The organism is Sphingomonas agri (assembly GCF_038148795.1).
Classification (GTDB): Bacteria; Pseudomonadota; Alphaproteobacteria; order Sphingomonadales; family Sphingomonadaceae; genus Sphingomicrobium; species Sphingomicrobium agri.
Genome location: NZ_JBAPEU010000002.1, coordinates 997,555 through 1,021,434, shown reverse-complemented (window position 1 = coordinate 1,021,434; position 23,880 = coordinate 997,555). Strand labels below are relative to the sequence as shown.

The following is a 23,880-nucleotide window of genomic DNA, read 5'->3' as shown; positions in this document are numbered from 1 at the left end:
GGCGGTCCCACGCTCGAGGAATATCTCAGCCCCTTGCCCGAGCATTTCAAACGCTGGCCACACGAGGAATGCACGACAGTAGCCTGGGTCGGGAAGGTGATCCGCGCGAACTGGAAGGCTGTCATGGAGGCGTTCATGGAGGCCTGGCACGCCTATACCACGCATCCCCAGATCGCCGCCTTCGTCTCGGACATGAACAGCCGGTACAACATTTACGGCGACAACGTGAACGTGGGTCTCAATGCGCAGGGCGCGATGTCTCCGATGCTCGATCCGGAAGGCAAGAGCGAACAATGGATCGTTGACGAATATCTGAAGTTCAACGGCCGCTCCGCGCTCAACGAAGATGCACCGCTGATCAAGGTTCCGGAAGGATCAACTGCGCGCCGCGTTCTGGGCGAACGCGCGCGACATGATTATTCGGAGCTCTACGACCGGGATCTCGATCACGCGACCGACGCCGAGCTGCTGGACTCCATCTTCTACAGCGTGTTTCCCAACTGGGGCCCGTGGGGCGGCTTCATGCCGAGCCTCGACTATCGGTTCCGTCCATGGCCGGACCAGGACACCACCCTCATGGAAGTCCGGATCCTGCTTCGTCAAAAGCCGGGAGAACCCATTCCGCGGTCGGTGCCAATGCGGCTGCTCGAAGTGGGCGAACCCTGGATCGATGCAGCCGAGCTTGGAACGGTGCTTGCCGAGATCCTCGACCAGGACGTCTCGAATGTCGAAGAGCTTCATCGCGGACTGAAGAGCTCAAAGACCGGCAAAGTACAGCTCGGCGACTATCAGGAAATCAGGATCCGCCAGTTCCATCAGACCCTCGACAAGTATCTGTCCGGGGAAAACGGCTGAGCTTTTCCGGGGAAGCCGCAGGCACTGAGCTGACAGCGCGCGCATCGAAATCGCGAGTGACGGAGTATTTATGGACCAAGCTATCCAATCGCAGAACGCCAGTTTGAGCGTGGACGACGTGCGGCTCCTTCGTGAAGTCGCCGACCGCCAGGCAATCACCGAAAAGCTCTATCTCTACTGCCGCGCCTGCGACCGGCTGGATCTGGAGCTCATGTCGTCGATCTTCTGGCCCGAGGCGATCGCCCATCACGGCACTTATGTCGGACCGGCCGACGGTTTCTGGAGGGGCGCATTGTTCTTTCTCAGCCGGATCGAGGCGGCACTCCATTATGCGACCAACGTCATTGTCGAAGTCGACGGCGACCACGCATACCAGGAATCGATCTTCTACGCCTGGCACCGTGTTCAGAAGGGCGAGTTTGCACCGGCCTCTTTTTCTGCAAGCCCCTATGCGGGGGATCTCGAAGGGGCCGATGACATGGTCTTCGACGGCTTCCCGGGGCACGACATCACCAAGGACGAGGATGCCATCTTCTGCGGCCGTTATGTGAACAAGTTCGAGCGGCGCAAGGGCGAGTGGCGCATCATTGACCATATCTGCTTCGTTGAATGGGAGCATTGGCAAGAGGCATCCGAGCGTAGCCCGGTCGCCCTTCACAACCTTGCGCGCCGCGATCGCACCGATCCCGTCTACCAGCGCTGAGCCGGAGCGTTCCGTCACGCCTGGCCTTCCCTCAGGATCGTCGGCCATTTTCTGAGTTGAACCCACTAAAGGAGGCCAGGAATGGCACTCGGAGAGCTTGGACCCGTACGCCGGGTCGTAACGGGTCACGACAGCGATGCGCGGCCGGTTATCCTTTCGGACGAGACGTTTGACACCGAGGCGATCCCATCGGGAGCTGCCGAATATGTGGACCTCTGGAACGGGCGGTCGCTGCCGCTCGATAACAATGAGCTTTACGACTGCCGCCATGACCCGGATGCAGCGCTGGCCGGTGCGTCCATCGTTCGCATTGTCGACCTTGCTCCCGGCGGCGCCTCGCAGATGCACCGCACCAACACGCTGGACTATTGCGTGCTGATTTCAGGCGAGCTCGAGCTCGAGCTCGAGGGCGCCGTCACGACGCGGTTGAAACCTGGTGAGATCGTCGTGCAGCGGGGCACAATGCATTTGTGGCGCAACCCGTCGCCCACCACTCCTTGCCGCATCGTGTTCGTGCTGACTGAAGCAAAGCCCTACGTTCATGGCGGCGCCGCCCTGCCGGAAGTCCATGGATGATGAGGCTCAGCTCCCGAGGAGCTTTCGAAGTTCCATCTTCAGAACCTTGCCGCTCGCGTTCCGGGGGAGATCGGCAACGAACCTGACCTGGGTCGGCTTCTTGTATGAAGCCAGCCGGTCCTTGCACCAGGCGATGATCTCGGACTCGGTTGCCATTGCTCCTCCCCGAAGGACGACAAAGGCGATAGGGGTTTCAACCCACTTCTCATGCGGGCCTCCGACAATCGCAACTTCGCGCACCGCGGGATGTGCGTCAATCACGGCCTCGACTTCCGCGCAGTAGATATTCTCCCCGCCCGAAATGATCATGTCGCTTCTGCGGTCGACGACGAAGAGAAACCCGTCTTCGTCGGCGCGCACGAGATCGCCGGAGCGAAACCAACCCTCGTGAAAAGCGGCTGCCGTTTGCTCCGGTGATTGCCAATATCCCTGCATGACGGTCGGACCGCGATAAATGATCTCGCCGGTCTCGCCGGTAGGCACGTCGCGCATCTCTTCGTCGACGATCCGGACTTCCACTCCAGGTACCGGGGTGCCGATCGAACCCTGCTTGTCGGGAAAGCGGTCAGCCCGCATTGCGCACGTAATCGAGCTCATCTCGGTTTGACCGAAGACGTTGTAGGTGCGCACGCCTGGAAAGGTGCGGTGGAGAGCGTCCCGAATGGAGGGCGGACATACCGATGCCCCCCAGGTCGCTCGCTCGAGGCAGAGGTCCGCGTCTCCAAGCTTCGCTTCTTCGCAGATGGCCTGCCACTGCGAAGGCACGAAAAAGCATGAGGTGATGCGCTCGCGTTCGAACAGCGAGGCGACTTCGGATGCATCGAACCCGCCCGTTGGAAGGATGATCGAGGTTCCGCCAAGATAGAGAAACGGGAGCAACCCGTTGAGACCGCCGATGTGGAACAGGGGCAGTCCAGCGAGCCAGCGTCGATCCGTCGCTGAAATCTCGAGCGCCGCGATCATGTTCACGGTGTTCACGAACAGGTTCAGATGACTGAGAACTGCGCCCTTGGGCCGGCCAGTGGTCCCCGAGGTGTACATGATGAACGCGGGCTCGGTCTCCGCAACGTCGATACCAGGCGAGCTTGTGGACGATGCCTCGAGGATCTCGTCGTAATCATCGCCGCCCGGCGAGAGGCGAGGGCAGGCGCGAAAGATCATGCGGCATGAGCCCGACTGGACGATCTCGCACGGCGCCACGACCGGGCCTGCGAACGCGTCGACAATCGCGAATGCCGCCCCCGACTGGGAAAGGATATATTGGACCTCGGGGCCCTTGAGACGAAAATTGACCGGCACGCAGATCCCGCCTGCGCGGCAAATGGCAAGGTAGATCTCGGGCAGTTCAAGGCAGTTGTTCATCATGACTGCCACTCTGTCGCCGAGGCGCAGTCCCCGCTCGATGAGGCCATTTGCAAATGCGCTCACTCGTGCGTCGAGATCCTTATAGCTTCGTTCACGGCCTTCGAACTTGAACGCGATGACATCCGGAATTTGCCGCGCGCTGCGCGCCAGCTGCTCGCCGAGCGTGACGCGGCGCCAGAGATCCGAGCGCTCGCTGGAACTGGGCCCCATCCTTCGGTCTCGGGTCGCTACTGGGCCGCGCCCGGCGCGACCTCGTCCGCTCTCAGCCCGCGCAGGAGAATCTCCACCGTATGATTGATGAAGCGGCGCTTGATGTCTTCATCGATCTCCCCGTAATCGAAGACCGACTTGAGAGCGAAGCTCGCCGTAAACAGCTGATCGCAAGCCCCGATGATCGTGAAATAGAAGAGCATCGGATCAATCGGGCGGAAAGCGCCTTCCCGAACGCCCTGTTCGAGGATGGCTTTCTGGGCATCGGCCGCGGGCTTGACCAGTCGATCCGAGATTTTCTGGGACTCTTCTGGATCGCTTTCGCTCAGAAGAATGAACAGCAGCTTGTTGAGGTAGCGATGACGAAAGTAGATGTTGATGAGGCCGGCCGTATGGATCCTCAGCTTCTCGGTCGCGGTCATGTTGCTTTGAGCGAGATGCTCGAGGTCTGCCATCGGCACCAGCACGGCGCGTTCGATCAGCGCCAGCATCAGGCCTTGCTTGCTCCCGAAATAATATTTCACCAGCGCTGAATTTAGCTGGGCCTTGGCCGCGATTTCGCTCAGCGAGATATCCAGCGTCTGACCATCGTTCATGAGGTCCGCTGCAGCATCGAGCAGGGCGTCGCGTGTTGACCGGCGCGCACCGCGCTCGCCGGCTCTGGCACTCGAAGCTGCGGCTCCTGAACGCATTTTTGGGCTCCTACGTGCGGGCAAATGAGTGCTCCCGGCAGGCGTGACGAGAAGTGCCTCGCGCCTGGTCGACCGACGCGCAGTCATTGTTGCACCAATTAGCTGATTTCGGCGACCACCGCTCCGACGGGATAGGTTTCACCCACCTCTCCGATGAATCGGATTGTGCCGGTCGCAGGAGACTCGACTTCCTGGACCGACTTTTCGCTTTCCATCGCGAAAATTGGATCACCTTCACTCACAGCGCTCCCGTCGGCCACAAGCCATTCCGATATCGTTCCATCCTGCATTGCGAAACCGATTTTCGGCATAACCACTGTAACAGCCATCTCAAGCCGCGCCCCTAAGAATTGCAGTCTCGATCTCGGCAGCAGTCGGCATGAATGCACTCTCCAGCGGCTGAGAGAAGGGCACCGGCGAGTATTTGCCGCAGACGCGCGCGACCGGCTGCTTGAGCTTGCCGAAGAGCTTCTCGTTGATCCGCGTTGCGATCTCGGCGCCTACGCCGAAATCCTTCACGGCTTCGTGCACGATAACGGCCCTCCCGGTCTTCCCGACCGACTGAATGATGAGGTCCTCGTCAAACGGCGCAACGGTCCGGAGATCCACGACCTCAACGCTGACCTGGTCCTTCAGCTTGTCGACGACCGCGAGAACGTCGTTGACCTGCTTGCCGTAGGTGATGACGGAAACATCGCTGCCTTCCTTGACGACATTTGCCTTCCCGAGCGGGATGAATTCGCCGCGTTTGGGAGGAGCGCCCGGAACCCAGTAAATTCCGAGCGGCTCGACGAACAGGCAGGGATCGGGATCATGGACGCAGGACCGGAGCAGGCCATAGGCGTCCCTGGGGTTGCTCGGGATCACCACCTTCAGTCCGGGGGTGTGCGCGAACCAGGCCTCGAGGAAATCGCTGTGCTGGCCTCCGTTGGCGAAGCCGGCTCCCGTCATCATCCGGATCGTGATCGGCACGTGCGTCTGGCCGCCCGACATGAACCTCAGTTTCGCCGCGTGGTTGACGATCATGTCCATCGCGACGGTCGTGAAGTTCATCAGCATGATTTCCGCGATGGGTTTCATGCCGCCGATGGACGCGCCGATCGCGGCGCCGATGATGGCCTGTTCCGAAATGGGCGTCGAACGTACACGCTTGTCGCCGAATTTCGTCGAGAGGCCCTTGGTCACTTCGACGACGCCTCCGCCTTCCTTGTCTCCGACGTCCTCGCCGAACAAGATCACATCCGGATCTGCTTCAAGAGCATCGTAGAGCGCGAGATTGATTGCCTGGAGGGCGGTCATGGGTTCAACCGCGGTGTCGACTTCGCTCATGCTGCCACCTCATGCTCAAAAACATCGCGGCGAATTTCTGCGACGTCGGGGTAGGGACTGTTCATTGCAAATTCGAGCGCCTCATCGATCTCGCGCTCGATCTCTTTTTCCGTCTGGTCCAACTCTTCTGTCGACGCATAGCCCTGAGCGACGAGCCATTCCCGGAATGCGGGGACGGGATCCTTCTTCATCCACGCCTCTTTCTCGCCGGCGTCCATATAGCCATCCATGTCGCCCAGAAGGTGGCCATGGAAACGGAAGGTCATCGCTTCAATGAGCGTCGGGCCGCCGCCGGACCTCGCGCGATCCACGGCCTCCCTGGCTGCAGCATACATGGCGAGCGGGTCGTTGCCGTCGACGTGTATGCCGGGCATCGAATAGGCGGCAGCTCGCTTTGCAATCTGGTCGATGGCCGTTCCGAACTCGTATTTCGTATGCTCGGCATAGCGATTGTTCTGACAGACGAAGACAACCGGCAGCTTCCAGATGGAAGCAAGATTGAGCGACTCGTGAAAGGCGCCGATATTTGCCGCGCCGTCACCGAAATAGGCGACCGCGATGCGGTCTTCGCCGCGCATCTGAGAAGCAAGTGCAAGGCCGTTCGCAATCGGCATGGACGATCCGACGATACCGGTCGTGACCATCACTCCGGAGCGGGGATCGCTGATATGCATCGGGCCGCCCTTGCCCTTGCAGGTGCCGGTGGCGCGCCCCGCCAGTTCTGCCCAGAGCTCCTTGACCGGCACGCCCTTCGCGAGGGAATCGTGAATGCCGCGATAAATCGTGCAGACATAGTCGTCCGGCCGCAGGCAAACCGACACGGACGAGGGAATGACTTCCTGGCCGCGGGCCGAATAATAATTGCCGATGATCCGCCCTGATTGAATCACGGAGCGAAACCGCTCGTCATTCTGCTTCAGGAGCGCCATCTTCCGATAGATCTCCTTGAGCGTTTCAGCCGACGCAGGCGGCGCGTTCGAGTCTTGCACTTAAGCCCTCCTGACCCTTAATCGATCGAATAAACCGTAACCGACGCAATCATCGCCCGCAAGGGGCTCAGACGGCTCTGCTCACTGTCCCGTTAACTCGTGTTGCGCGTTTTCAAATAATCGCTTGACTAATTATTCTTCTCTGGGGAGATTGGGCCAGCCGTCGACCGGAGGACTGGGCCGGCGGCCAGCCAGGCTGCGCGCGCTCGGCGCGGGGCCGAAGCAAAAGGGGAGAAGCCAAATGAGGTGCGGAAAGAGCATCAGACGCCGCCCGTCTGCGCGAAAGATTGTGCTCGCGGCCAGTGTAAGTGCCTTTTCTATTCTTAGCTCCGAGGCTCAGGCGCAACAGGCACAAGTCCCTCAGCCGCCGGCGACAGCGCCTGCAGAAACACCAGGAGCTCCCGTTTCGCGCCCGGTTGCGCCAACCCCGACGCCGGCCGACTCCGTCGATCAGTCCACGCACACCGGAGCTCTCGAGCCGATCATCGTCACTGCACAGAAGCGTGCCGAGAACCTTCAGCGCGTTCCGATCGCGGTCACTGCCCTGAGCGGGAAGACGGTCGAAGACCTGCATGCACAGACGCTGCAGGGCCTTGCCGGGACCGTTCCGGCGATCCAGATCAACAACTACGTCAACACGCCGAACACGGCAGCCGTGTTCATCCGCGGCATGGGCATTCTGGAGGCGGACCCCTGGGCCGGTCAGACCGTCTCGATCGTGGTCGACGGCGTGCCCCAATATTTCTCGATGGGCGCGCTTCTCAATCTGTTCGACATTGACCGTGTCGAGGTCCTTCGGGGCCCGCAGGGCACGCTGTTCGGTGCAAATACCACGGGCGGCGTCGTAAACGTCATAACGCGTCAGCCGACCGGGCGCCTCGGGATCCGCGCCGATGTCACCTACGGCAACTGGCACCGTTTCGAGGCCGATGCTGCGCTCGATCTGCCGATCGTCGACGACCTGCTCGCAGGCAAGATCACCATCTCGCATTTCCAGCGCGACGGCTGGTTCACGAACATCGTGGACGGAAGCCATATGGACAGGCGTGATCTGACCGCTTTCCGGGCCTATCTGAAATTCACGCCGGCGCCCAATGTGGATGCAACATTGAGCGGGGAATACGACCGGGCCCGGAACGGCGCCCCTGTCCAGGTGAATGGCGGAGTTCCGGGAGAAGCCCTGTTCGTGGCGCCGGGGACGGTTTTCCCGAACGCCGTCCTGCCGATGTACCAGTCGCCGTGTACGTCGCTGTTGGTGCCGTGCCATGCGCCGGACAAATACTTCAGCGCGAACGACTCTGTCCCCGACAAGAGCGACATGGACACGTATTTCGCGAACCTGACGGTAAACATTCGCGGAACCCCGATCGGCGACATCACGTCCATCACGGGATACAAGGATTTCCATCTCGTCGAATATACCGACCAGGATGGAACGCCGCTGTTCCTCCTCGATACCTATCGCAACACGAAGGGCTGGCAGTTCAGCGAAGAGCTGAGAACCTTCGCGCAGATTACCCCGCGCCTCAGTGGCATCGCCGGCGTCTTCTACATGAAGACCCACTTCGACCACGTGCAGGTCCTCAGACTTCCCGGGCTCGGGTTGCCGCATATCAGGCAGGAGAACCCGCAAAATCAGGACAACCACTCGGTCTCGGGGTTCCTGCAGGCCTATTACAAGATCACCGACAACCTCAGGTTGCAGGCCGGCGTTCGGTACACGCACGAATTCACGAAAATGGTTGCCTCGCTCGATCGCTACGGCCCCACGGACGGGTTCACCGGCGGCGTCTTCATTCCATCTCTCAGCATCGCCGCGAGCGGCCAGAAGGCCTGGAACAACTGGGGTGCAAAGGTTGGATTAGATTATCAGATCACACCGGACCAGTTGCTGTACGGCTATTGGGCGAGAGGGTTCAAATCGGGCGGCTTCTCGGGACGAATCGGCGTTCCGCAGGATCTCGGGCCGTTTGACCCCGAATATGTGGATACCTTTGAGGTTGGAGCCAAGACCGATTGGTTTTCTCATCACCTCCGGGCGAACCTTGCCCTCTTTTACACCAACTACCGCGATATGCAGCTTGCTCAGCAGTACTTCACGACCGATGCCAACGGCGTTGTCGTTCAAGGCAATACTGTCCGCAACGTCGCTGCGTCCCACATCAAGGGCGTCGAGTTCGACATGACGGCCAACCCGGTGGCTGGTCTCAACCTCACGGGATCGCTCGCCTATCTGGATGCGAGATATAAGAAGTTTCTTCTGACCAACATCGACCCGGCGACCGGAGTGACGGTCGTCGACATGGCGGGTCACCGTCTTCAGAATTCACCGAAGTGGAGCGGAGCAGCCGGGGCGAATTATACGTTCAATGTCGGCACCGGGCATATCACTGCAAACGTGCTCTACACCTACACGAGCTCGAAATTCCTCACGTCGGTCCAGGATGCGCCGCGATCGAAGTTGCAGCCCACGCACATCGTGGACGCTAACCTCGACTGGGCTCCGGGGGGAACGAACTGGACGTTGAGTGTGTGGGGCAAGAACCTGTTCGATCAGCGTTACCTCCAGAACGTGTTCGACTTCCCAGGGGTATTCGCGTTCGTGAGTTATCAGTCTCCGCGCGAGTTCGGGGTGACTGCACGCTACCGCTTCGACAGTGAACGGCGTAGTCTCGTGGCGCCTCCGCCGCCGCCGCTCCCGCCGCCCCCGCCGCCATCCCAGACGTGCCCTGACGGATCGGTGGTTGCAGTGACGGCGACGTGCCCGGCTCCGCCACCGCCGCCTCCGCCTCCACCACCTCCTGCGCCGGCGCCTCAGCGGGGGCAGTAGCCAAGGGCGAAGCATCGCAATTGAATGAGATCAGCGCCCAACTGCCTTCTGGGAGGGAGTTGGGCGCTTCCACGCAGGACTGATGACGAGGCACTCACTCGCGCAATTGAAGCCCCTCGCGGAAAATCAATGAATGAGGGCCATGAGTTTCAGAAGCAGGCTTTCGCCGTCGGCGGAGCGAGAAACCGACCCGCCCCCCTAGATAATTCAGCAGGTTTCGAACGTCCGGCCGTGCTGCGTGCAAGAGGCAGAAGATGTTATGCCCAGACTGGTAGTGACGACCCGCGATGGGACGCAGCACGTCGCAGAGGGCGCGACCGGAAAATCGGTAATGGAGAATCTTCGCGACGCCGGGTTCGACGAAATTCTCGCGCTTTGCGGAGGCTGTTGCTCCTGTGGGACCTGTCACGTCTATGTCGATCCGCAATTTGCAGCGAGATTGCCGCCGGTCGCCGAAGAGGAGGACGATCTCCTGGCGGGGTCAGACCATCGAACCGAAAGATCGCGTCTATCCTGTCAGATCTGCTTTGAGGAAAGCCTCGACGGCCTCCGGCTGACGATCGCACCGGAGGATTGACCTGCTGACCGATATTGCAATCGTCGGTGCCGGTCACGCCGGCACCCGGGCGGCAGCCTTGCTTCGGCAAAAAGGGTTTCAGGGCTCCATCGCGCTCATCACCGACGAGGCCGAGCAGCCTTATGAACGGCCACCTCTTTCAAAAGAATACCTGGCCGGCGAGAAGTCCTTCGATCGTCTGCTTTTCCACCCGCCCGCCTTCTGGGCCGAGCGCGACATCAAGCTGATGACGGGCGCTTTGGTCACCAATGTCGATGCGCTCGCGCATGAATTGTGGCTGATGGACGGCCGGACCCTCAATTACGGCACGCTGATATGGGCAGCCGGAGGTCGGCCCCGAAGACTGGCTTGTGAAGGGGCATCTGCTGAGGGCGTCCATACGATCCGCAACCGCGCGGACGTCGATGCCGTGAGATGCCGTCTCAATAAGGTCAGCAACGTTGTGGTCATCGGGGGCGGGTACATCGGGCTCGAGGTCGCAGCCGTGCTGACCACTCTCGGCAAGAAGGTGACACTTCTCGAAGCGCTCGACCGAGTTCTGTCGCGGGTAGCTGGAGAGCCCCTGTCGAGGTTTTTCGAAGCGGAGCATCGGCGGCAAGGCGTCGATCTTCGAACGAACGTCCAGGTGGCCTCGATCGAGACCGCCGGCGGCCGCGTCGTGGGCGTTCATACGATCGACGGCAGTCGGATTGCCTGCGAGATGGTCATCGTCGGAACCGGTATTGAACCCAGCGTGGAGGCTCTGCTCGCTGCGGGGGCGCGAGGGTCTAACGGGATCGACGTCGACGAATATTGCCGCACGAGCCTCGCCGACGTTTTCGCTGCCGGCGACTGCGCAGCGCATGAAAACGCGTTTGCCGGCGGTAGGCGCGTTCGTCTCGAGTCGGTGCAGAATGCGTCAGATCAGGCGGCTGCAGCGGTAAGCGCGATCATGGGCGACCCGCAGCCATACCATGCGACGCCATGGTTCTGGTCGAACCAATATGATTTGCGACTCCAGACCGTCGGCCTTTCGACTGACTATGAAAGTGTGATTGTTCGCGGCGATCCCGCCAGTCGCAGCTTCAGCGTGATTTACGTGCGATCTGGTAACGTCGTGGCTCTCGACTGCGTGAATGCCACCGGGGATTATGTGCAGGGCCGAAAACTCGTGGAGGCAAAGGTCGCTGCAGACCAGGCGGCGATCGAGCGGACCGAGATTCCCCTGAAGTCACTAATGGCAGAATGAGTTCGAGCCCGGTCCAGCACGACCCCCCGGGTCGCGTCGGATCGTGTGCAACTGTTCGCGAGGGTCCGCGGCCTCAAGAATGGTGCGCATCTGCGCTGCAAAACCCGCACTGCCGAATATAATCGGCCTGGCGGCACTTGGCAGGCGCGCAATCTCGCGCGATTCTGCCGCCGTGAAAACCAGCCTCGAAGATCTCCCGGACGGCAAACGTCGAGAGCTCGCGCACGTTGTGGACGTGATCCGCGAAGGCTTTGCGGAGGCCATCGCACACCGGACCATGGACCGCTTCCGAAACGGGAAGATCCTCAAGATCATCCTGTTCGGAAGCTATGCTCGCGGCGACTGGGTAGATGATCCCGTGGGTCGGTACTTTTCCGACTTCGATCTGCTGGTCGTAGTCAGCCACGAGGATCTGACCGATGTGCCAGAATTCTGGACGAAGACCGAGGATCGGCTGCTTGCCGAACTAAGCGAAGGCAAGGAGCTTAGAACTCCGGTCAGCCTCATCTACCACAGCCTCGATGACGTGAACGAGAAGCTCAGGCTGGGGCGCTATTTCTTCATCGACATTCTCAAAGAGGGCATTTTGCTTTTCGATGAGCACGGCCATGCCTTTGTCGAACCGCGTGAGCTCAGCCCGCGCGAAGCACTCGACGAAAGCCGCGATTATTTTGAGCGATGGATGCAGGGTGCGGACGAGGCACTTGGAACCGCGGCTTTTGCAATGTCAAAGGAGTGGAAGAATAAGGCGGCTTTCGACCTCCACCAAGCGGCTGAACGACTCTATCAATGTCTCTTCCTGGTGCGCACGCTCTACACGCCGAAGACGCACAATCTGAACCGCCTGCGCGCACTCGCCGAGAGTATGGAACCTAGCTTGAAACAAGTCTGGCCTAGCTCAACGCGCGATGAGAAGCGCGCGTACGCCCGGCTTCGCGAAGCTTACATCAAGGCTCGCTATTCTCGCGAGTATCGGATCACGAGCGAGCAGCTCGAATGGCTCGGATCGCGCGTCGAGCTTTTGAGGGCCCTCGTCGACCGCGCGTGCCAGAGTCGCTTGGAGGCGCTCGAAAACGCGGCATAACCGATTGCGTGCTTCACAATTGCTCTCTCGCTGAAGTCGATGCGGCCCCTATTTTCTCTGCGCTTGAAAGGTGATCTGTGTTAAGGTGGTAGCGCTCGGGAATTACATGTCTTCGTAAGCGTAGCGACTCGCGATTTGGCGAAGGAGCGCTGGCTATGGGCAGGTATTCTTCACGGGCGAGCGGCCCCGCAATTGAGCGACACACCTACACCAAGTTCAGGGCTATAGCGGTTGCAGCTGCAGCCGGCCTCGCAAGCCCCCCGTATGTCTCGGCTTTGGCGCAGCATGTTCCACTGAATCAGGTTCCCGCCCCACCTCCGAAGGTGCCGCTGGATCAGGTTGCGGCCCCGCCTCCGAAAGTGCCACTGGATCAGGTTGCCGCCCCACCTCCGAAGGTGCCGCTGGATCAAGTTCCGGCCCCGCCGCCGAAGGTGCCACTGGACCAGGTTGCAGCGCCGTCGCCAAAGGTGCCCCTTGGCCAGGTGCCGGCCGGGCAGGTCCCGCACTCCATACCAACGGATGTGATCTTAGGGTCCGTCCAGATCGTCAAAGTCGATCCGATGCCGGTGGCGAGAGGCCAACTGTTTGATCTGATCGTGCGATTGACGAGCTTTTCGAGCCAGCCGCTGACCGTCAGCCTGGCGCAAAACACGCAGGCGATGCCCACCGCAACATCGCTGACGCTAGGCCCGAAGGAGCAGAAAGTTGTGGCGGTTCGGGCCCGCCTAAGCGCGGCGGGACCGTTTCGCGCGACCGCAACGGCAAGTTGGCAAACTTCCCTCACGGTCACGAAGGTTTTGCCGAGCGGCCAGATCGTGCGCGATCCGGTTTACAAAAGGCTCGGCGAGGATTCGGTGGATCTAAACGTCCTCGATGCGCCGCCGGCGTCGATGTCATTCATCGATCTCAGTCCGGATGATCTGGTTGATGGTTCCGGCAATCCGATCACGGCTTCGGGCGTGGTCGATGCCATGGCCGGAACGCAGGAAGCGCTGTTTGCCATTCCAAAGACCGCGGGCGTATGGCGCTCGATCAACGGCCAGCGCTGGCAATATCTGAAGGGTTCGCCCCCGCGGGCCTTCTCAATCGCAATCGACCCTCAGAACAGCTCGCATATCGCCGTTGGTGAGAGAGCCGACGACAACAGCGTGGCACGATTGGGGAGGTCCGGCCTCTGGGAATCCTCCGACTTCGGAAACAGCTGGGTTTACACCTATGACCCGACGCCGGACGCCGACACCCAGGGCATCTCATCGGTCGCCTTTTCCAACAAGTCGTCAGCACTGTTCATTTTAACCAATCACGGCGTCGCGCGCAGAGACCGTAGCCAAACGGCAAATCCGTTCGCGGGATCGTTCCAGTACTCCGTGCTCAACAAGAATTGCAGTGGTCCTACGTCCCTTGCTGGCGTGACTGCGTTGACCGTGAGTGAAACTAAGGTCTGGGCGCGCTCCGACGCCAATATTTTCTATTCGACCGACGACGGAAAAACCTTCGCCTGTCAGGCTTTTCCACCCTCGGTCTTCCTGCCGTCGGCGCCAACGAGCTTCTCAAATGTTGTTCCGACCTTCAACACGACCAGCGCCGGTGCAAATGACGATGCTTCGATCGGGGCGTTTGACGATCGCGCATTCGTCATTTTCAATGCCAATACCACCGTACCGCGAGACGACCCACGGGCGACGGAGGATCCGCGCTGCGATCCATCGGACACCGTCAGAAATATCCCCGGGTTCAATGCATGCGTTTTCTCGCGCTCACCGCTACTCATCTTCGATCCAGGAAGAACAGGGCCGGCGGCATGGACCGCCCAGTTTACCGGCGACCGTGACGGGCGCGGGCTCAACGGCCGCCGGTTCGTCCAAGCCTTTCCGATCAATGCGTTCAAGTGCCCGGCATTCGCGGACCGCTCAATTGGGATCGGCCGCCAGATCATCTACGGCTCCGGCCAGGGCATCCAGCAGGCGAGTGGCGTCGACTCATCCGGCCGAATCACGTGGGACCCGGTAATCCTGACCAGCGCCGGATCGTTCCCCGGTGCCCAGCCCACGTCTGTTCATCCGGACATGTGGAACGCTCTCATTCCGCGGGATTTTTGTCCTCCTGCCAAGCGCACTGTCTTCATGAGCACGGACGGGGGAATCTACGCCGGCCAGTCGGCAGATGGGAAAGCCAGTCTGTCGGGCGCAGCATGGACGCTTAGAAGCGATGGGCTTCATGTCCAGACAGTCCAGAGCCTGTTCATGTCGCTGGGCTCTACCGTACCGCCGCCTACGCCAGGCAAATCGGCGCTCCCGATCCGAACGATCGCCTACCCCACGCAAGATAATGACGGCTGGTTTCGTGACGCCCTGGGCCACTGGAAAATCGCCTCGGTTCATGGCGATGCCAATTATGTGCTCGGCGATCTCGCCCAGCCGGGCGCTTTGATTTGGCGGAGACTCAACGTCGACGGTGACGGGCAGTCGCGGGCCTGGGCAACGCTGGTTGGCGCTGACGGATCCTTGACGTCGATCATGCTTGGACGAAATCAGCCCTTTGACGGTCCAACCCGAATTCAGGCCATTCAGAGCCTGCCCGGGGAGGTGCAGCCGGAGGGCGCGTTGGACGTGGTCATGCTGGTCAGCCTGCCATTGATTAATTCCAACGGGGTGGCCGTCGCGGATCCGCCAGGAGGGACCGGCAGCGGCTCCCGTCTGGCGCTCATTCGCAATACTCGTTTCGACCTCAAACCGGATGGTCCGAGTGAAGGGTTTGCGAGCTGGAAGATCGAAATGGACCAGTTGCCCACGGACACGCGGCGCTTCTGGGCCTCGGGCGGCCATTTCCGGCCGAATTATTTCTTTTACACCGGAAACAGTAATACCGCGTGCCCGGATGGCATCCAAGTTCGTCGGATATCTGTTGTAACAAGAACTTTCGTTTGGTCCTGCCTGATCCGTAACCTGCAGGGCATTCCTGTAGGGAACGACTTCGTTCCGAGCCGCGGCCCGGCATTCGTCAATCCTTATGACCCCAAGATGCTTCTGGTGGCTTCTACCTCGCCAAGTGGGAATGGAGTCATCAAGCTGTCAATCAACGGCGGCAGGGACTTCTGCGATCTTCCCGCACTGACCGCGCTTTTGACTCAATCGGGGCGGTATCCCGTGACCGGCGTGTTCGATCCGGACACGGTCTTCAAGAAACTGGGATCGCGCTTTCATGGTTACCCATTCAGCGTTCCCTCTTCAGTCAGTTTCGACCGTGCCTGGCCTGGTCGCCTCGCGATCGTCTCGCCTTACACGGGGGTGTTCGTGGGAAGTTTTTCGCCGCCGGGTCAAAAGGTCGTCGGCACCTGCAAGGATCCGGGGTGGAGCGAGCCGGTGTGGCGCGACTTGAACGACGCGCAGCCAACTTCGATGTCCTACATCAGCGATGCAATGATCATTGGGACGTCGGTCGTCGTGGCGACCGAAGGTCGGGGCATATTCGAGCTTCCGAACGTCCGCGTGGCGCCGTCCGCCAGTTATTTCGACCCCGTGGCACAAGCGAACCCGACGGGTTCGATCGCCACGCTGCGCTCAGGCAACGGAGCGTTCTTGAGTTGGGGCCGGGTTCTGGTGACAGTCATACCCTACGGAGGGCGCGACCCGCTGATCAACCAGGTCCAAGTTCGGAGTGATGGCAACGGGAACGTGACTTTGCCCTCGACGATACCTCCGGGCAGTTACGTTACCCAACTCCAGTTCCTCGGTGATGGCGTGTCTGCGCCAAGCATCGCCAAGTTCGCGTTGAGAATTACACCCTAGGCGGCAAAGCAAAGGTCGCCGCTTGGGTTCAGAAGTCGTGGCATCCGAGCACGGCTCTTTCCGCTCGCCTACACGGAGCGGCGAACTAGCGGTACTTCGGTCGATGAACCCGACGGGAGCATTGTTGTTGTATTAGGTTCATGCGTCTTATTCGCTTAATACGCGTTTGATCTTCGAGCTCCCCCGTATTTTCGGGTGAGAACCGAAGGAATTTCCCTTGAATAACTTCACTAGATATCTCGCCGCTGCGGCGGCGCTTGGCGGCTTGTCCGCTCCGCTGGTGGCCCAGTCATACCCCTATGGCTACCAGCAGCAGTCCTATCCGCAGCAAGCCTACGGCTATCAGCAGTCCTATCCGCAGCAGTCCTATGGTTACCAGCAGCAGGGCTATCCGCAGCCGGCCTATGGCTACGGCCAGGGCTATGCCCAGAACCCCGTTGGCCAGATCATCGATAGCCTGCTCGGCAACCGCTACAATGTCACGGATCGCCAGGCGGTGTCGCAGTGCGCCTCGGCAGCGATGACCCAGGCCGCCGCACGATATGGCAACGGCTACAACCGCGGCTACGGCAACAACGGCTACAGCGGCGCGATGCGCGTCACCTCGATCACTGACGTCCAGCGCCGCAGCGACGGTCTGCGCGTTTCAGGCATCATGCGTTCGGGGTATGGTGGCCAGTACGAAAATGGGTATGGCTACCAGAACCGCAATGTCGCCGCCGCCAACGTCAGCTTCCGCTGTAACGTCGACTATCGCGGCGCCGTCACCAACGTCCGGATCGGCCGCAACATGGCCTACGGCCGCTAAAAGAACTGGCAGGTCGGTCGCGCCAAGCGTGCGGCCGCCCTGCCGAATTTCAGCCGAAATCAGAAGATGCAGTTTCCTAGTCGGGACCGAGGGTGACGATTAGGGCTTAGGCGTCGGTCCAGGGGGCGGCGCAAAGTTGCTTTCCCTGCAGAATTTCACCGTTCCGGATTCTGCCAGCCAGGCGCGACGGTCTGCCTCCGACGGCACGTACCCCACGCGTTCGACGGCATGCATCATTTGCTCCGCCGTTCCCGCCATTTCCTGGTTGCGCAGTCGCTCGCCTTCGATCTCGCGTACAAAGGTGCTTTGTACCTGGGCATCGAGCCTCAACGGCTGCGAGAGAGCGACCAGATTGCCTAGGGTCACCTCTTCTTGATCGCCAAGCGCGCGGACGTGCTGCATTTGGGCATAATAAATTGGAAGGAACTCGCGCTCGCGGTCATTGAGGTGTGGTGCGACCCCTTCGTAGATCACGCTCTGCCACGCACTCTCCGTCCACGAGCGGATAGGTGTGCGCACGGTGAAACGAAACAAGTCGGAATGAACCGGCAAGGGGGTCATCGTCGAACCGGCACCAATAACTGCCGCCTCGACCCGCTGGAGCTGTGCATCGACGCAATCGGCGACAGCCTTGCGTTCTTCGCTGACCAAGAAGCCGTGGCCCACCTCAGCACGTAGCGCCTTTCGCGCGTCGGCCGCGCGCGCGTGCCAGCTAACCCACTCCGCAATCTGCTCGAACGTGAGCGCGATCAGCACGCCAAGAACGATTATCCCGACCTCGCCGACGAACTCGCGCCAGCCGTGCAGCGGCTTAGGTAGGTGGACATGCATGTGGCTGCCCCTCCGCGACCGCCGAAAGGTAACAGAAGATCCTACGTCCGCAACGGGGTGAGCTCCGCCCTTCCGAATGGGTGGTGGTTCACGCGAGCGGACACTTGGCCTTAGCCCGGCGCATTGCCGGAAATCCGTTCCAGTCTCCGCAGCCACAGCAGGAGCAGCGGAACAACCACCAGCTCCATAACCAGCGCAAAGCGATGGGCGGTGCCAGGCGCACCCTGCTCGATTGCGCCGAGGAGGCGCGATAGCCCTCCTAGAATGACGATCAATCCCAGCGTCCGGAATGTGCCTGAGCGCTGCTCGAAGCGCGGAACCGCCCAGGCAAATGCAAGGCCGATTCCCAACAACAGTCCCGACAAATAACGAAAATGGCTGTCGAGATCGGCGGGTGTCGGCAGCGCTCCCTGGATCATCGCCGGGCCGATCAGCGCTCCCCTTGCGCCCGCGGTGATCGGGACGATCGTCGCCGCCAGTACAGTGATCTGGAACAGTCGTCGTTCGGTAGATGGAGTTAGCAGCAAGAGGGTTCAGGCGGGCCGGAAGGTGAGGGCAAGACCGTTCATGCAGTAGCGAAGGCCGGTCGGCTTAGGGCCGTCGTTGAACACGTGGCCCAAATGACCGCCGCACCTGGCGCACAGCACTTCGGTCCGCTCGATCAGGAGGCTTCGATCGGTCCTGGTTACCACCGAACCTGCAATTGGCTTCCAGAAGCTCGGCCAGCCGGTGCCGCTTTCGAATTTGGTTTGCGATGAAAACAGGGGCTGTGCGCATCCAGCGCAAAGAAACATGCCTTTGCGATGCTCCTTCAGAAGCGGGCTGGTGAATGGCAGTTCGGTGCCAGCATTGCGCAAGATTTCGAAACGCTGCGCTCCCAGGAGCCGTTTCCATTCCGCAGGCGTGCGATTTACGCGAAAGGGCGTCGGCGCTGCTGCACCTTCACGCGCAAACAGCAACACGCCTGTCGCCGCTGCGCCGGCCGCTCCGATAAAGGCGCGCCGGTCGATGTTGGTCTTGATCATTGGATCCTCGGGTTGCGCGATACCGGAAGATACGGAGGGAACTTCCGATCGGATGCATCAGGCCTTGGTGAGGGCGCCAGAAGCAATAACCGGCCCGGTGGGCGCGCCGGTGGGCGACCCGCCGGGCGGTTCGATCGAGATCGCGATGGTGGCGCCATGCTGCAGCAGATCTGCAAGAGCGTCAGCTAATCGCATGTGCATATGCTTGTCGGCGGGCATCGTGCCCAGCGAGCGCGGCTTTCCGCCAGCTGGGATCACCCAGAGTTCGCGCGCGTGGCTCGTGTCGGCAGGAATTTCGCCAGGTACGGCGAGCACCAGTTGACGAGCAGTAGGATCCCAGCTTGCAACGACCTTGATCGCGCCCTTGTCGCCGAGCATTGCGACCATCGGTACTGAAGCCGGCGAGCGATTCTGCGCGGGAGGAGCAACCGCGGGCCGCGGTTCGAACGCGAGGAAAAGCGTGAGCGATGCTGCAAGCGCGCCCATCGCTCCGGTCGCCGTCCGCCAGAGATTAAGCTTTCGCCGAAGCGCCGCGACATTGTCGTTGGAGGCTGTACGTCCGCCGACGGCAGCCTCAATTCTGCCCCACAGGCTCGCCGGTGGAGCGACCTCGCTAATTTCTGCATCGAGTGGCGCCAGCCGGCCGCGCCAGCGCGCGACAGCTGCAGCAAACTGGGGATCCGAGCTTGCGCGGGTCTCAGCTTTACTCAAATCATCACCAGTGAGGAGCCGCAGCGCGTGTTCAGCTGCCATGGCCTCGCGGTCGTCGGTTGGGTCGGGCTTGCTGGTCATCTCTCGAGACATCCCCGAAGGCGCTGCAATCCGCGCCGGATCCAGCTTTTCATCGTCGGCAAGGGAACGCCCGCCTGTGCCGCAAGCTGGGGATAGGTGGAGCCCTCGAAAAAGGCCGATCGGATCGCGGTTCGGGCTCGTTCCTCAAGCTCGTTCAGGCACTCGGAGAGACGCACCGAATCCTGCGCCTGTCCAACGACATCGAACGCTGATGGGGCCTCGTCCGGTATCTTCGCCGCAGCGTCGGCATCATCGACTTCGCTTCGCCGCTGGCGAATGCGATCGATAGCCCGATTGCGTGCAAGAACGGAAAGCCAGGTGATCGCGCCCGCCTTGCCAGCGTCAAACCGATCGGCCTTGCGCCAGACCGTTAGAAAGACCTCCTGAAGAACTTCCTGAGCTTCGGCTTCGTTACCGGTCAGGCGAAGACAGATGCCGTAAAGCTTGGCCGATGTTCGCTGGTAAAGGAGTTTGAAGGCACCTCTGTCTCCGCCTGCGATTTCGCGAAGCAGCCAAACGAGCTGGTCCGTCTTGTCGGTGCCTGGGGATTGGGAACGGGAATCCACTCGATCGCTCATGCCCGATGCGGGCGTCCACCGGAAGGGAAAGCCGACGGGAGGACGGCGTGTTCCGACTTGAAGCACTGCACCCTCCCGCCGAACGTCGTCGGCCGACAACAGCCGAGTAGCAGGATTAACTGGGCATCAATACCGTATCGACCACGTGGATAACGCCATTGGACTGCATCACGTTGGGGATGGTGATGCGGGCCCGGTCGCCCTTTGCGTCAATCACCCACCAGCCGTTACCGGCCTTGCGGAACATGAGATTGTCGCCTTCGACGGTCTTCAATGTCGCCGTGCCATGATTGCGTGCGGCCATTCCCGCGATTTGCTGCGCCGTGATGCGGCCCGGGACCACATGATAGGTGAGAATTTTATCGAGCGTCGCTTTGTTTTCCGGCTTCACGAGGGTTTCGACGGTTCCGGCCGGAAGCTTCGCAAAGGCGGCGTTGGTTGGGGCGAAGACCGTGAAAGGGCCTTTGCCAGACAAAGTGCCGACAAGGCCGCCCGCTTTGACGGCCGCGACGAGCGTCGTGTGGTCCTTTGAATTGACGGCATTCTGAACGATGTTGCGGGTCGAATACATCGCTGCGCCGCCAACCATCGGATTGGCCACCAGGGCGGTTCCCACGGACAGCGACAGAATGCCGAATGCTGCGATCGCAAAGCGCGAATTGAACATGTTCATTTCCTCCTCTTGGGCATCTCGATTGAGTTGCAAGAGGAGATACGGAGCGTCTTCGCGAACGGATGCATAAATGTCCTGGCCCTTGGAACGCCCCGCCTGGGGCAACGCTCAGCCGTTTTCGCGTGAACGTTGAGCGAGGGCTAACAACTGGTCAGCGCCCGTACGGGCGTCGGGGGCTTTGGCCGATCGGATGCTAGCGTCCGGCGCCAAGCCAAGCCGCATGGCAATTGGCAATTCGATCTTTTTGATTAGTCGCGATCGTCGTTCCAGTCGCGGTCGCGGTCGCGATCGCGGTAACGGTTGTCATCGCGATCGCGGTAGCGGTCATGGTGTCGATGGTGTCTGTAGTAACCCCGGCTCCAATAGCCGTTGCTATAGCCCGGATAGCCGTATCCATAGCTGCGATTCGAGTAGCCATAGCTCGGATACGCGGAGCCGTAGCCAGGATATGAATAGCCGTAACCCGGATATGAGTAGCCGGAGCCGGGGTATGAATAGCCGTAGTTGCCATAGCCGTAGTACTGCGCGGTAGCCGGACCGGCTGCCAGTGCAGCCGCCGCCACGGCCGCTGATCCGATGAACAATTTACGCATTTGAAAACCCTCTCGCTTGGCGGGCAAAGTCTCGGTGTTCGACAACGCTTGAGTTCCAAACGAACGTTCGGGTACCTCGTTGCTCACCTGAGACGGTTCGAGGGCTTATTAGGCCGGGAGAGGCATCCGCGACGTTCTGGAGCCCGGATTCAAAAAGGGGGTCGGGCGATTAGCCCGACCCCTTCTTCATTCGCCTATTCTCGATTTAGCAGGTTGATTTGCCGATTTCACGTCCGACCAGCGCCCCGAGCGCGGCGCCGAGGATTGTGCCCGTCGTGCCGCTGTTCTGGTGGTAGTAGCCGCTTCCGCGGCCGATCGATCGGCCCAGTAGAGCGCCCGCACCGGCACCAACTATGGTACCCGTCGTGCCGCTACAGCGATGGCGCCTATAGTCGTAACCACCGCGATAATAGCCGTTATCGTAGCCGTATGCCTGCTGAGGATAGTACCCTTGCTGCGGGTAATACCCCTGCTGCGGGTAATATCCTTGCTGCTGGTAGCCGTATCCGTTGTTGTAGTCGTGATAGTGCCGTGCGTCGGCAGCCGCGGGAACTGCAACCATCGATACCGCCGACATGACGAGAATGAATCTCTTTAACATCTTATTGCTCCCTTCGGGCGGCCTGCTTCCGGCCGTTGAGGAAGGTATGCACCTGCTGCCTTGTCGCCTTTCTGAACTTGCTGTTCAGCGTGCGTAGTGTCCGCTTCTGACCTTCGCGGCGATCGGGCAGGCTCAGAACTCAGCACGCCAGATATCATCCATCTCGCCTTCCTTCGCTGGCGAAGGAGAGCCGTTTATAGTGCCCTGGCGATTGTCTCGATTGGAAGAAACATTGTCCGGCTGTCCGTCCGAAACAGTAGAAAGCCGTACTTCAGGTAAAAGGTGACGGCTTCGTTATCGACAGCGTGAACCATCATCGCGCGAACTCCCGCCGACCGCGAAATATCGAGCGTGCGCCGCATGGCTTCCTGCAACATCGCTAGGCCGATCCCGCTCTTCTGATGGTCTTGGTCGACGGCGAGGCGGCCAAGCACCATCACCGGCACTGGATTCGGCAGGTTATGTCGAAGCCTCCGAGGTATCTCAGAAAGAGCGACGCCTCCCGTCGCGAGCGTGTAATATCCAACGATGTCACCGGCCTTAGGCCCATTATTGGCGACAACCACGTAGGTTCGCGATGCGCGACCTTCGTTCTCGAGCGCGCGGGCTTTGAGCCATTCGGTGAGTTTCGGATTGCCGCAGTCGAACCCTTCAATTCGGTGTTCGGTAGTAAGCGGGACTGGAGCCGAGTAGGGACGCGCAGCTTCGAACTCGACTACGCCCACGGCGGCGGCCGCTTCATCAGCGCCTTGAGGGCGTCATTGGGCTTAGGCGTATTATCCAGCACCTCGGCGAAAGCGGTGCTCTCTTCTGGATCGAGCGCGAAGACGCGCTGATCCAAGAGCACGTCAATGGCATGAAGACGAGCACTTTCGAGCACGAACTCCGTGCGCGTTTTTCCTTCGACGGCCGCGGCACTGTCGATCAGGTCGCGAGTCCGCACCGGGATGCGCATCGTAATAGTGGCGTCAGCTTTGGGACGTTCGACGAGGGCAGCCATTTCGCTCTCCTTTATGCACCGCAACATGTGTGAATGTACTAACGTTGTCAATACAGTGCTAAGTGCATACATGCGCTCCAGGCCGCCTCATTCGCAGCGGCGCCGACTGCTTCTCTGCGGTCGACTAGGGCCCTCAGTCACCATCGTTTCAATAGTTTAGAGAGATATTTCAAGCTGTTGGGGCTCTTTCCCAATCGCTTCCCAAACTGCCCCGAGTTTCCAGTTGGACGATTGCCTCGCCAAAGCACTTTGGCTCAATCCAAATAGCGAAAACCGACCTCCTCTAAACCCACTTTTCGGGTTCGACATTCGTACGTGCAATCGACGTAAGCTTGACGTCGAATTGACGTGGACGAGACGTCGGTATACAGTTCGCCCAGTATCGGAAAGGACATTGGTATGGCTTATCAAGACCCCAACAAAGTCGACTCGCCCCGTGGTCGCTGGCGCACAATCGAGGTGCTCAGAACTACCGGTGACGGCGGAGACGCCCTCGCCGTGGGAATGTGGGATGGCGATCCTAGGCTGGCCATGCGCTGGAACGGCTCGGGTGAGGAGTCCGGCGTAGGCAGCCCACAATCGCGCGGGCTTCCGACGTGGTTCATTCTCCCGAAGTGGACGCAACTTGGTGTCTTAGAAAAAGCAGAGTTGGACCCGCAGGTTCTCAATCGAGCGAAGGCGATCCTTTTGCTCTGATCCGCAGGCTATCTCACAAGAGTGTGAAGTTTGTTGAATGTGCCGCGCCCAGAGCGC

At 60.5% G+C, this 23,880-nt stretch carries 24 protein-coding genes; 9 read left to right on the top strand and 15 right to left on the bottom strand.

What is annotated here, in order from left to right; translation table 11 throughout:
• From V8192_RS12025 to V8192_RS12015, 3 genes are all read left to right on the top strand, one after another.
• The coding region (locus V8192_RS12025) for an RHO alpha subunit C-terminal catalytic domain-containing protein (protein ID WP_341633303.1) at positions 1-855 on the top strand (855 nt) is incomplete at its 5' end.
• A 70-nt stretch (positions 856-925) separates the two neighbouring features.
• Entirely contained in the window at positions 926-1,558 is a 633-nt protein-coding gene (locus V8192_RS12020) for a nuclear transport factor 2 family protein (RefSeq protein WP_341633302.1), read from the top strand.
• 81 nt (positions 1,559-1,639) lie between these two features.
• On the top strand, positions 1,640-2,134 hold the full coding sequence (locus V8192_RS12015; RefSeq protein WP_341633301.1) for a cupin domain-containing protein: 495 nt from the start codon (positions 1,640-1,642) through the stop codon (positions 2,132-2,134).
• 6 nt (positions 2,135-2,140) lie between these two features.
• Here V8192_RS12015 and V8192_RS12010 read toward each other — a convergent pair whose 3' ends face one another.
• The 5 genes from V8192_RS12010 to V8192_RS11990 form a co-directional block, all read right to left on the bottom strand.
• Complete coding sequence (locus tag V8192_RS12010) at positions 2,141-3,709, bottom strand: AMP-binding protein (protein WP_341633300.1); 1,569 nt, start codon at positions 3,707-3,709, stop codon at positions 2,141-2,143.
• 17 nt (positions 3,710-3,726) lie between these two features.
• Positions 3,727-4,401 carry a TetR family transcriptional regulator gene (locus V8192_RS12005; RefSeq protein ID WP_341633299.1) on the bottom strand — a complete coding sequence of 225 codons (675 nt, stop codon included), beginning with the start codon at positions 4,399-4,401 and terminating at the stop codon, positions 3,727-3,729.
• Between the two features lie 98 nt (positions 4,402-4,499).
• Positions 4,500-4,712, bottom strand: a complete 213-nt coding sequence (locus tag V8192_RS12000) for a lipoyl domain-containing protein (protein WP_341633344.1) — start codon at positions 4,710-4,712, stop codon at positions 4,500-4,502.
• A 19-nt stretch (positions 4,713-4,731) separates the two neighbouring features.
• Positions 4,732-5,730, bottom strand: coding sequence for an alpha-ketoacid dehydrogenase subunit beta (locus V8192_RS11995; protein ID WP_341633298.1), 999 nt, complete (start codon positions 5,728-5,730; stop codon positions 4,732-4,734).
• Positions 5,727-6,659, bottom strand: coding sequence for a thiamine pyrophosphate-dependent dehydrogenase E1 component subunit alpha (locus V8192_RS11990; protein ID WP_341633343.1), 933 nt, complete (start codon positions 6,657-6,659; stop codon positions 5,727-5,729). The genes V8192_RS11995 and V8192_RS11990 overlap by 4 nt, the downstream gene beginning before the upstream one ends.
• Before the next feature lie 349 nt (positions 6,660-7,008).
• Between V8192_RS11990 and V8192_RS11985 the strand changes: the two genes are divergently transcribed.
• The 6 genes from V8192_RS11985 to V8192_RS11960 all read left to right on the top strand — a co-directional run bounded on the left by V8192_RS11985 (position 7,009) and on the right by V8192_RS11960 (position 17,034).
• The gene (locus V8192_RS11985; RefSeq protein WP_341633297.1) at positions 7,009-9,549 is read left to right on the top strand and encodes a TonB-dependent receptor; all 2,541 of its coding nucleotides are present in this window, start codon (positions 7,009-7,011) and stop codon (positions 9,547-9,549) included.
• Between the two features lie 259 nt (positions 9,550-9,808).
• On the top strand, positions 9,809-10,126 hold the full coding sequence (locus V8192_RS11980) for a 2Fe-2S iron-sulfur cluster-binding protein (protein WP_341633296.1): 318 nt from the start codon (positions 9,809-9,811) through the stop codon (positions 10,124-10,126).
• Position 10,127: 1 nt separating this feature from the next.
• Positions 10,128-11,354: an NAD(P)/FAD-dependent oxidoreductase gene (locus tag V8192_RS11975; protein WP_341633342.1), complete on the top strand. Its 1,227-nt coding sequence runs from the start codon at positions 10,128-10,130 to the stop codon at positions 11,352-11,354.
• A gap of 172 nt (positions 11,355-11,526) precedes the next feature.
• On the top strand, positions 11,527-12,438 hold the full coding sequence (locus tag V8192_RS11970) for a HEPN domain-containing protein (RefSeq protein ID WP_341633295.1): 912 nt from the start codon (positions 11,527-11,529) through the stop codon (positions 12,436-12,438).
• Positions 12,439-12,833: 395 nt separating this feature from the next.
• Positions 12,834-16,226: a beta propeller repeat protein gene (locus tag V8192_RS11965; protein WP_341633294.1), complete on the top strand. Its 3,393-nt coding sequence runs from the start codon at positions 12,834-12,836 to the stop codon at positions 16,224-16,226.
• A gap of 217 nt (positions 16,227-16,443) precedes the next feature.
• Positions 16,444-17,034, top strand: a complete 591-nt coding sequence (locus tag V8192_RS11960) for a hypothetical protein (RefSeq protein WP_341633293.1) — start codon at positions 16,444-16,446, stop codon at positions 17,032-17,034.
• A gap of 99 nt (positions 17,035-17,133) precedes the next feature.
• On the opposite strand, the gene V8192_RS11955 is transcribed toward V8192_RS11960, so the two are convergent.
• From V8192_RS11955 to V8192_RS11910, 10 genes are all read right to left on the bottom strand, one after another.
• Positions 17,134-17,865, bottom strand: coding sequence for a hypothetical protein (locus tag V8192_RS11955; RefSeq protein ID WP_341633292.1), 732 nt, complete (start codon positions 17,863-17,865; stop codon positions 17,134-17,136).
• Positions 17,866-17,975: 110 nt separating this feature from the next.
• Positions 17,976-18,392: a DUF4345 domain-containing protein gene (locus V8192_RS11950; RefSeq protein WP_341633291.1), complete on the bottom strand. Its 417-nt coding sequence runs from the start codon at positions 18,390-18,392 to the stop codon at positions 17,976-17,978.
• Between the two features lie 6 nt (positions 18,393-18,398).
• Positions 18,399-18,890 carry a peptide-methionine (R)-S-oxide reductase MsrB gene (msrB, locus tag V8192_RS11945; protein WP_341633290.1) on the bottom strand — a complete coding sequence of 164 codons (492 nt, stop codon included), beginning with the start codon at positions 18,888-18,890 and terminating at the stop codon, positions 18,399-18,401.
• Positions 18,891-18,947: 57 nt separating this feature from the next.
• Complete coding sequence (locus tag V8192_RS11940) at positions 18,948-19,682, bottom strand: anti-sigma factor (RefSeq protein WP_341633289.1); 735 nt, start codon at positions 19,680-19,682, stop codon at positions 18,948-18,950.
• Positions 19,679-20,248 (bottom strand): sigma-70 family RNA polymerase sigma factor, encoded by a 570-nt coding sequence (locus V8192_RS11935; RefSeq protein ID WP_341633288.1) that lies wholly within the window; start codon positions 20,246-20,248, stop codon positions 19,679-19,681. The genes V8192_RS11940 and V8192_RS11935 overlap by 4 nt, the downstream gene beginning before the upstream one ends.
• Positions 20,249-20,375: 127 nt before the next feature.
• Positions 20,376-20,933 carry a fasciclin domain-containing protein gene (locus V8192_RS11930; protein ID WP_373276346.1) on the bottom strand — a complete coding sequence of 186 codons (558 nt, stop codon included), beginning with the start codon at positions 20,931-20,933 and terminating at the stop codon, positions 20,376-20,378.
• A gap of 248 nt (positions 20,934-21,181) precedes the next feature.
• Positions 21,182-21,526, bottom strand: a complete 345-nt coding sequence (locus V8192_RS11925) for a hypothetical protein (protein ID WP_341633287.1) — start codon at positions 21,524-21,526, stop codon at positions 21,182-21,184.
• Positions 21,527-21,731: 205 nt separating this feature from the next.
• A complete protein-coding gene (locus tag V8192_RS11920) occupies positions 21,732-22,127 on the bottom strand; it encodes a glycine zipper 2TM domain-containing protein (RefSeq protein ID WP_341633286.1) in 396 nt (131 codons plus the stop codon).
• Between the two features lie 194 nt (positions 22,128-22,321).
• Complete coding sequence (locus tag V8192_RS11915; RefSeq protein WP_341633285.1) at positions 22,322-22,852, bottom strand: GNAT family N-acetyltransferase; 531 nt, start codon at positions 22,850-22,852, stop codon at positions 22,322-22,324.
• Positions 22,843-23,127: a type II toxin-antitoxin system TacA family antitoxin gene (locus V8192_RS11910; RefSeq protein WP_341633284.1), complete on the bottom strand. Its 285-nt coding sequence runs from the start codon at positions 23,125-23,127 to the stop codon at positions 22,843-22,845. Before V8192_RS11910 ends, V8192_RS11915 begins: the two co-directional genes overlap by 10 nt.
• Between the last annotated feature and the right edge of the window lie 753 nt (positions 23,128-23,880).

Coding starts and splice junctions, on each gene's coding strand:
- V8192_RS11925 (WP_341633287.1), bottom strand. CDS start 21,526: ATGCGTAAATTGTTCATCGGATCAGCGGCCGTGGCGGCGGCTGCACTG.
- V8192_RS11990 (WP_341633343.1), bottom strand. CDS start 6,659: ATGGCGCTCCTGAAGCAGAATGACGAGCGGTTTCGCTCCGTGATTCAA.
- V8192_RS11940 (WP_341633289.1), bottom strand. CDS start 19,682: ATGACCAGCAAGCCCGACCCAACCGACGACCGCGAGGCCATGGCAGCT.
- V8192_RS12020 (WP_341633302.1), top strand. CDS start 926: ATGGACCAAGCTATCCAATCGCAGAACGCCAGTTTGAGCGTGGACGAC.
- V8192_RS11980 (WP_341633296.1), top strand. CDS start 9,809: ATGCCCAGACTGGTAGTGACGACCCGCGATGGGACGCAGCACGTCGCA.
- V8192_RS11995 (WP_341633298.1), bottom strand. CDS start 5,730: ATGAGCGAAGTCGACACCGCGGTTGAACCCATGACCGCCCTCCAGGCA.
- V8192_RS11920 (WP_341633286.1), bottom strand. CDS start 22,127: ATGTTAAAGAGATTCATTCTCGTCATGTCGGCGGTATCGATGGTTGCA.
- V8192_RS12005 (WP_341633299.1), bottom strand. CDS start 4,401: ATGCGTTCAGGAGCCGCAGCTTCGAGTGCCAGAGCCGGCGAGCGCGGT.
- V8192_RS12015 (WP_341633301.1), top strand. CDS start 1,640: ATGGCACTCGGAGAGCTTGGACCCGTACGCCGGGTCGTAACGGGTCAC.
- V8192_RS11910 (WP_341633284.1), bottom strand. CDS start 23,127: ATGGCTGCCCTCGTCGAACGTCCCAAAGCTGACGCCACTATTACGATG.
- msrB (WP_341633290.1), bottom strand. CDS start 18,890: ATGATCAAGACCAACATCGACCGGCGCGCCTTTATCGGAGCGGCCGGC.
- V8192_RS12000 (WP_341633344.1), bottom strand. CDS start 4,712: ATGCCGAAAATCGGTTTCGCAATGCAGGATGGAACGATATCGGAATGG.
- V8192_RS11955 (WP_341633292.1), bottom strand. CDS start 17,865: ATGCATGTCCACCTACCTAAGCCGCTGCACGGCTGGCGCGAGTTCGTC.
- V8192_RS12010 (WP_341633300.1), bottom strand. CDS start 3,709: ATGGGGCCCAGTTCCAGCGAGCGCTCGGATCTCTGGCGCCGCGTCACG.
- V8192_RS11930 (WP_373276346.1), bottom strand. CDS start 20,933: ATGAACATGTTCAATTCGCGCTTTGCGATCGCAGCATTCGGCATTCTG.